Origin of the sequence: Ralstonia flaminis (assembly GCF_958415495.1) — a bacterium.
Taxonomy (GTDB): domain Bacteria; phylum Pseudomonadota; class Gammaproteobacteria; order Burkholderiales; family Burkholderiaceae; genus Ralstonia; species Ralstonia flaminis.
In genome coordinates this window covers 191,078-197,893 of record NZ_CATZLL010000012.1, presented here as the reverse complement: position 1 = coordinate 197,893, position 6,816 = coordinate 191,078, and the positions used below count along the sequence as shown (strand labels likewise).

Annotated in this window: 5 protein-coding genes; 2 read left to right on the top strand and 3 right to left on the bottom strand. The window is 64.8% G+C overall.

The window, feature by feature from the left end; all coding sequences use genetic code 11:
• A partial coding sequence (locus R2N11_RS18785; RefSeq protein WP_316681960.1) for a YadA family autotransporter adhesin occupies window positions 1-1,376 on the top strand: 1,376 nt, incomplete at its 5' end.
• Between the two features lie 120 nt (window positions 1,377-1,496).
• Here R2N11_RS18785 and R2N11_RS18780 read toward each other — a convergent pair.
• Both R2N11_RS18780 and R2N11_RS18775 read right to left on the bottom strand, forming a co-directional pair.
• Window positions 1,497-3,305 carry a methyl-accepting chemotaxis protein gene (locus R2N11_RS18780; RefSeq protein ID WP_316681959.1) on the bottom strand — a complete coding sequence of 603 codons (1,809 nt, stop codon included), beginning with the start codon at window positions 3,303-3,305 and terminating at the stop codon, window positions 1,497-1,499.
• Window positions 3,306-3,394: 89 nt separating this feature from the next.
• Window positions 3,395-5,236, bottom strand: coding sequence for a methyl-accepting chemotaxis protein (locus tag R2N11_RS18775; RefSeq protein WP_316681958.1), 1,842 nt, complete (start codon window positions 5,234-5,236; stop codon window positions 3,395-3,397).
• 208 nt (window positions 5,237-5,444) lie between these two features.
• Between R2N11_RS18775 and R2N11_RS18770 the strand changes: the two genes are divergently transcribed.
• Complete coding sequence (locus R2N11_RS18770) at window positions 5,445-6,335, top strand: LysR family transcriptional regulator (protein WP_199027126.1); 891 nt, start codon at window positions 5,445-5,447, stop codon at window positions 6,333-6,335.
• Window positions 6,336-6,347: 12 nt separating this feature from the next.
• Here R2N11_RS18770 and R2N11_RS18765 read toward each other — a convergent pair whose 3' ends face one another.
• The gene (locus tag R2N11_RS18765; protein WP_316681957.1) at window positions 6,348-6,521 is read right to left on the bottom strand and encodes a hypothetical protein; all 174 of its coding nucleotides are present in this window, start codon (window positions 6,519-6,521) and stop codon (window positions 6,348-6,350) included.
• Window positions 6,522-6,816 lie beyond the last annotated feature (295 nt).

Sequence of the window (6,816 nt, the reverse complement as noted above, 5' to 3'; positions counted from 1 at the left end):
CCATCACGGACATCCGCAACGAAATGAGCAGCGGCACGATCGGTCTGGTGCAGCAAGCAGGTGCCGGTGCAAACCTGACGGTGGGCAAGAACACCGATGGCGCTGCCGTCGACCTCACCAACAACGCGGGCGAACAGCGCAAGCTGATCGGCGTGGCCGATGGTGCGGTGTCGACCATCAGCAAGGAAGCGATCAATGGTTCGCAACTGCGTACCGTGTCTGACAGCGTGGCTTCGGTCATCGGCTCGGGCTCGACGGTCAACCCCGATGGTTCGATCTCGGCCCCGAGCTTTACGGTGGGGGACGGCCACGGCGGCACGACCACCGTCGGCACCGTGGGCGGTGCGGTGGACAACCTTAATACCCGCGTGACAGGCAACGAAACGTCCATCACGGACATCCGCAACGACATGAACAGCGGGTCGATCGGGCTGGTGCAGCAAGCGGGCGCAGGTGCTGAGCTGACCGTGGGCAAGAACACCGACGGCACAACCGTGAACTTTGCTGGCACGGGCGGCGCACGTGTCCTCGCCGGCGTGGCCAACGGCACGGCCGACAGCGATGGCGTCAACTACGGCCAGTTGCGCTCCGCCGTGGGCACCATTGATGACCGCCTGCTGAGCGCCGTCATGTACGACACCGGCACGCCAGACCTGAGCAGCATCACGCTGGTGGGCGGTACCGGCGGCACGTACATCAACAACCTGGCGGCCGGTTTGATCGCTCGTGACAGCATGCAAGCCGTCAACGGCGGCCAGTTGTTCGACCTGAAGGCTGACTTCGACCAGCGCCTTGGCAATCTGTCTGGCCGCGTGGACAACATTGAAGCAGGCGGTGGTTCGGGCGGTGGCGGTGGCGGGTCGGGCAGCGACTACATCGGCACGGGCAAGGGCGAGAACTCGCTCGTGGTGGGTGAAGGTTCGTCGGCCACCGGCAGCGGCTCGGTAGCCATCGGCAACGGCTCGGTTGCAGACCGCGATGACGCCGTGTCGGTCGGCTCGGCTGGCAAGGAACGTCAGATCACCAACGTGGCAGACGGCACGGAAGCCACCGATGCGGTCAACAAGCGCCAGCTTGACGGCGCGGTCAGCGGCCTGCAAAACCAGATCGGCAACCTGCAGAACCAGGTCGAAAGCAACCGTCGTGACGCCGCAGGCGGTACGGCTACCGCTGTTGCCATCGCCAACCTGCCGCAGGCATCGCTGCCGGGCGAAAGCGTGATGGCCCTGGCGGCCGGCTCGTACGACGGTGAATCGGCCATGGCCATTGGCGTGTCCACCGCGCTGAAAAACGGCAAGTGGCTGCTGAAAGCGTCGGGCTCGACCAACACCCGTGGCACGGCTGCCGTGGGTGCGGGCGTGGGCTTCCGCTGGTAAGCGCAAGCGGCGGCGCGCCGATGGTGCGCCGCCAGCCGTCTCGCGTTGCATGAATACACCCTCGCCTTGCGCGAGGGTTTTGTGCCTGCGCGCCCGCCGTGCCGGTGCCGGGCTAGCGCCTTAGAAGGTTTCCCAATCCGCATCGGAGCCACCGCCCGCCACGGCCAACGGCGGCTTACTGGCCGACGAGGTAGCGGCAGGCGCCATGGCGGCCGGTGTGCTAGCCGCGATCTTCGGTTCGCGCTTGCTGGCAGCGATGCGCGTGGGCTTGGCCGGTTTTGCGGTGGCCGTCACTGCGGCCTTGAGAGTCTTGTGGGCCTTGGGCGCTTTCTCGACCTTCGGGGCCGCCTGGGCAAGAAGCTCGGCGCCATCCAGGCGGAACTGCGACACCACCTGCGTGAGGTTCTTCGCCTGCTCTTCGAGCGACTGCGCGGCGGCCGCTGCCTCTTCCACCAGCGCGGCGTTCTGCTGCGTCACCTGCTCCATTTCCGACACCGCCTGGCCGATCTGCATGATGCCCTGCGTCTGCTCAGCCGATGCGGCGGCAATGTCTTCAACGATGTTGGCGACGCGGCGTACGGCTTCCACCGTCTCGGTAATGGTCTCCCCCGCCTGCGCCACCTGCGTATGGCCGGCCTGCACGCGCGAAACCGAATCGTCGATCAGCGTCTTGATTTCCTTGGCCGCGGCCGCGCTGCGCTGAGCCAGCGCTCGCACTTCACCCGCCACCACGGCAAACCCACGGCCCTGCTCACCAGCGCGCGCGGCTTCCACAGCCGCGTTGAGCGCGAGGATGTTGGTCTGGAAGGCGATGCCGTCAATCACGCCGATGATGTCAGCCATCTTGCGTGAGCCCGCGCTGATGTCATCCATGGTGGCCACCACGCCGCGCACGACCTCGCCGCCACGCGATGCCAGATCTGCAGCATTCGACGCCAGTGCACTGGCCTGGCGGGCGCTCTCAGAGTTGTTGCTGACCGTGGACGTCATCTGCTCCATGCTGGCCGCCGTCTTCTCCAGCGATGCCGATTGCTGCTCCGTGCGCGTGGACAGATCCAGGTTGCCGCTGGCAATTTCATGCGCGCCGGTGTTGACCGAATCGGAACTGCTGCGCACCTGGCGCACGGTGTTCACGAGGCTCTCACGCATGCGCGCCACTGCCGCCAACAGGCGACCGAGTTCATTGCGGCCACCGGTTTCGACATGGACGGCCAGATCCCCCTCGGCCACGCGCGAGAGCACCGTCACCGCTTCATTGAGCGGCGTGATCACGAACGCCCTGAGCGCATAGAACACGGCCACGATCAGCGCCAGCGCCATCGCAATACCCAGCGCGACGAACTTGAGGATCGTTTCGTAGCGCGCGCGGCCATCATCGGTCTGGTCCTTTGCCAACTGCTTGACGAGTTGCTGGAAGCGTTCGATCTGCGCCGACCACGCTGCGCCCGTATCCGTCACATCCTTGTAGTTGAGGGGCGCATAGGCTGCGGCATCGCCGGCGCGCAAGACTGCCAGGGCGCGCTGCACGGCTTCGATGTGCGTCTGCGCAGCCTGGACGATGGACTGGCGCAACGCATCGTCGACACCCTCGATGGGCGGCGCGTTCTTGAACGCCTCCACCTGCGCGATGGACTTCTTCAGGCCCTTCTCCGAGCTCTCAAGCGCGGCAGCCTTGGCTGCTTCGTCCATGTTCTCGCGCAGGACGCTGTACAAGCGCGACATGCCGGTGCGCGCGCGCTGCATGTCCTTGTAAGCGTCGTTCAGGAGCATGCTGCGATCCGAGATGTCATGCACACGCGCGGTTGCAGCATTGGTCGTGCGCAGTGCGAGCACACCCACCGCCGCGCCAACCACGATCATCAGCGCGAACGTGATCAGAATCGCCAGCAGGCCAGCGCGCACGCTGGTGTTCTTCAGAACGCGGTCCATCTTTGTCTCCGGGGTCCGGTCAGCACGCGATTGCGCCGCGCCGGAAGCAGGCGTGCAATGCCGCCCGCAGGGTCAGCAAGGTGAATAGGTCAGAAGGTTTCCCAGTCTGCATCGTCGCCGGCAGCCACCAGGGGCTTGGGCTTCGTCAGGCTGGCAGGCACGGCAACCGGTGCGGCAACCACCGGCTTGTCGACTGGTTTGTCAGCCGATTTGCGCAGCAGCGGTGCCTTGCGTGGCGTCAGCTTGGGCTTGGCGGCTTCGGTACTCGGCTTGGCGGGTTCGCGGCGCGGGGCTTCGGCCTTGGGCGCTGCCGGCGCCGCCGGTGAAACCGGTGCAATGGTTGGCTCAATCTTGGCAACCATGGCCGGCGCGCGCAGTGCATGGGCATCGAGGCGGAACTGCGCAACCACTTGCGTCAGGCTCGCCGCCTGCTCTTCGAGCGATTGCGCGGCAGCGGCCGCCTCTTCCACCAGCGCAGCGTTCTGCTGCGTCGCGTCGTCAAGCTGCGTGACCGCATGGCTCACTTCTTCGATGCCCGAGCGCTGCTCCTGGCTCGCGGAGGAAATCTCGCCCACGATATCGGTCACGCGCTTCACGCTGGCGACGATTTCGCGCATGGTGGTGCCGGCTTCTTCCACCAGCGCGCTGCCTGCATCCACGTTGTTGACGGAGTCGTCAATCAACGCCTTGATCTCCTTGGCCGCAGCCGCGCTGCGTTGTGCGAGGCTGCGCACCTCACCTGCCACGACCGCAAAACCACGGCCCTGCTCACCTGCGCGTGCGGCTTCCACGGCGGCATTGAGCGCGAGAATGTTGGTCTGGAAGGCAATGCCATCAATCACACCGATGATGTCGACGATCTTGCGCGACGAGGCGTTGATCGAGCCCATCGTCTCCACCACGCGCGTCACCACATCGCCGCCGCGCACCGCTACGTCCGATGCGGACACGGCAAGCTGGTTAGCCTGCTGCGCGTTGTCGGCATTCTGCTGCACGGTCGACATCAACTCTTCCATGGCCGACGCCGTCTCCTCCAAGGAGCTGGCCTGCTGCTCGGTGCGCGACGACAAATCCAGGTTGCCGCTGGCGATCTCGCGCGTGGCCGTGCCGATGGTGTCCGAAGCGCCCTTGATGCGGCTGATGGTCTGCACCAGCGCGCCGCGCATGCGCCCCATGGCGTAAAGCAGGCTGTGTTGGTCGTCGGCGCGGGTGTTGATCTCAACAGTCAGGTCACCGCCGGCAATGCGGTTGGCCACCTCGGCCGCATAGGTGGGATCGCCCCCCAGCGTGCGCTGCAGGCTGCGGTTGGCGACACCTGCAAGTGCCACCAGCGCCAGTGCCACGAGCACCAGCAGGCCGCCCGTCTGGTACAGCGAGTTCATGAACGCGGCGTTGATGTCGTCCATGTAGACGCCGGTCGAAAACACCCAGTCCCACGGCTCGTAGCGCATGGCGAAGGCGGTCTTGGGCACCGGCTCCGTGCCGCCGACCTTCGGCCACACGTAACTGGTGAAGCCGCCTTTCGGATCCTTTGCGGCGTTGGACAGGCCAACGTAGACGGCATTGCCCTGCGCATCTTTGAAACCGGATTGGTCTTTGCCGATGAACTCGGCCTTGATCGGGTGCATCACCACCACGTTGGTGGAGTTGGTGATGGTGAAATAGCCATCCTTGTCGTAGCGCAGCGCCTTGAAGCGGTCCAGCGCCTGCTTCTGCGCCTCGTCCTTGGTCAGCGCGCCGCTCTTGGCCAGGTCGTCGTATTGCTTGACCAGGTTCATGGCCATGGTGGTCACGCTGACGAGGTTGTTCTTGCGTTCCTCGACGCGGATCTCGCGCGACTGATAGGCGTTGAACACCGAGATCAGGGTCAACGCGATCAGGCTGATGACCAGCGGCAGCCAAAGCTTTTGGCGGAAGCTGAGCTTGCTCATTCCAGAGTCTCCGTAGCGGGAATCGATCGCGTCATGTGCGCAATGCGTCTCCCCATGGTTTTAGCGTTCCGGATGGTCTATCGGCAACATGTTCACCAATCTTGAGCAGCACGCTCAGGCAAGTACTCAGCAAGCCCAAGGCGAGCGCGACTTTGCAAGAAGGTCTGCCTTGGGCAGAATATTCTTGACTGAAAATCGATAATCGACGATGAAGACCACGCTTGAAGAACTGCTCGCCTTCCGCACGGTGGTGGATACCGGCTCCGTGACGGCTGCCGCCGAGCAGCTCGGCCAGACGGTTTCGGGCGTGAGCCGTGCGTTGCGCCGGCTGGAAGAAAAGCTGGAGACCACGCTGCTGTCGCGGACCACGCGCCGCCTCTCACTCACCGACGAAGGCACCGTATTTCTGGCGCAGGCGCGGCAGATTCTGTCAGCCGTGGATGAAGCCGAGGAGCAAATCGCCCTGCGCCGCCAGCAACCCGCCGGGCGCCTGCGCGTGAACGCCGCCATGCCGTTCATGCTGCACGTGATCGCGCCGCTGGTGCCCGACTTTCGTGCGCAGTATCCGCAGATCGAGCTGGAGTTGAACACCAACGACCTGATCATCGACCTGCTGGAAGAAGACACCGACGTCGCCATCCGCATCGGTACGCTGCGCGATTCCACGCTGCGCGCGCGGCTGCTCGGTACACGCCGGCTGCGGGTGCTGGCAAGCCCCGCGTATCTCAAGGCACATGGCCGGCCACGCTCGGTGGCCGATCTGCAGAAACACACGCTGCTTGGTTTCGTTCAGCCCGAATCGCTCAACCAATGGCCCCTGCGCGGCCCGCACGGCGATCATCTGCGTATCGAACCCGCGCTCAAGGCATCCAGCGGCGAGACCTTGCGCCAGCTCGCCCTGCAAGGCGCCGGCATTGTCTGCCTGGCCGACTTCATGACCGCCGAAGACCGCCGCAAAGGCGATCTCGCCCAAATCCTGCCCGATGCCACTGTTGAGGTGCTGCAACCCATTCACGCGGTCTACTACCGCAACACACAACTGGCCTCACGCATTGCGTGCTTTCTGGATTTTCTGGAAGCGCGACTGGCCTCCTCCTGACCCCAGACTTCTTCACATGTGCTGATCCGCCCCGAAGCCCACGCCGACATATCGACCATCGAAGCCGTCACTATTGCCGCCTTCCGCGATGCAGAGCACACAAGCCACAACGAGCCGGACATCGTCCGCGCGCTGCGTGAGGCGGGCGCGCTCGCCGTTTCGCTGGCTGCCGAACGCGATGGGCATTGGCGCGGGCCTGATGCGCGCCGCGCTGGACCCATTACGCACAACACTCGGTGCGGCAGGCTACGTTGTGCTCGGCGACCCGGCCTACTACGGCCGTGCCGGCTGAGTACTTCCAGGCCCTGATCTTCCGGGGCGCGCTGCCCAGCAGCGCAGTCACCTACCACCCGGTGTTCTACACCTGACATTTCGGCCCCGCTTGCTGCGGACAATTCGCCAGGAAGCGGCTGCCCACCTGTGCAACAATTGCGCGATTCAACACCTTCCGCGCGCGATTCCATCGAGTCACATCGGATCG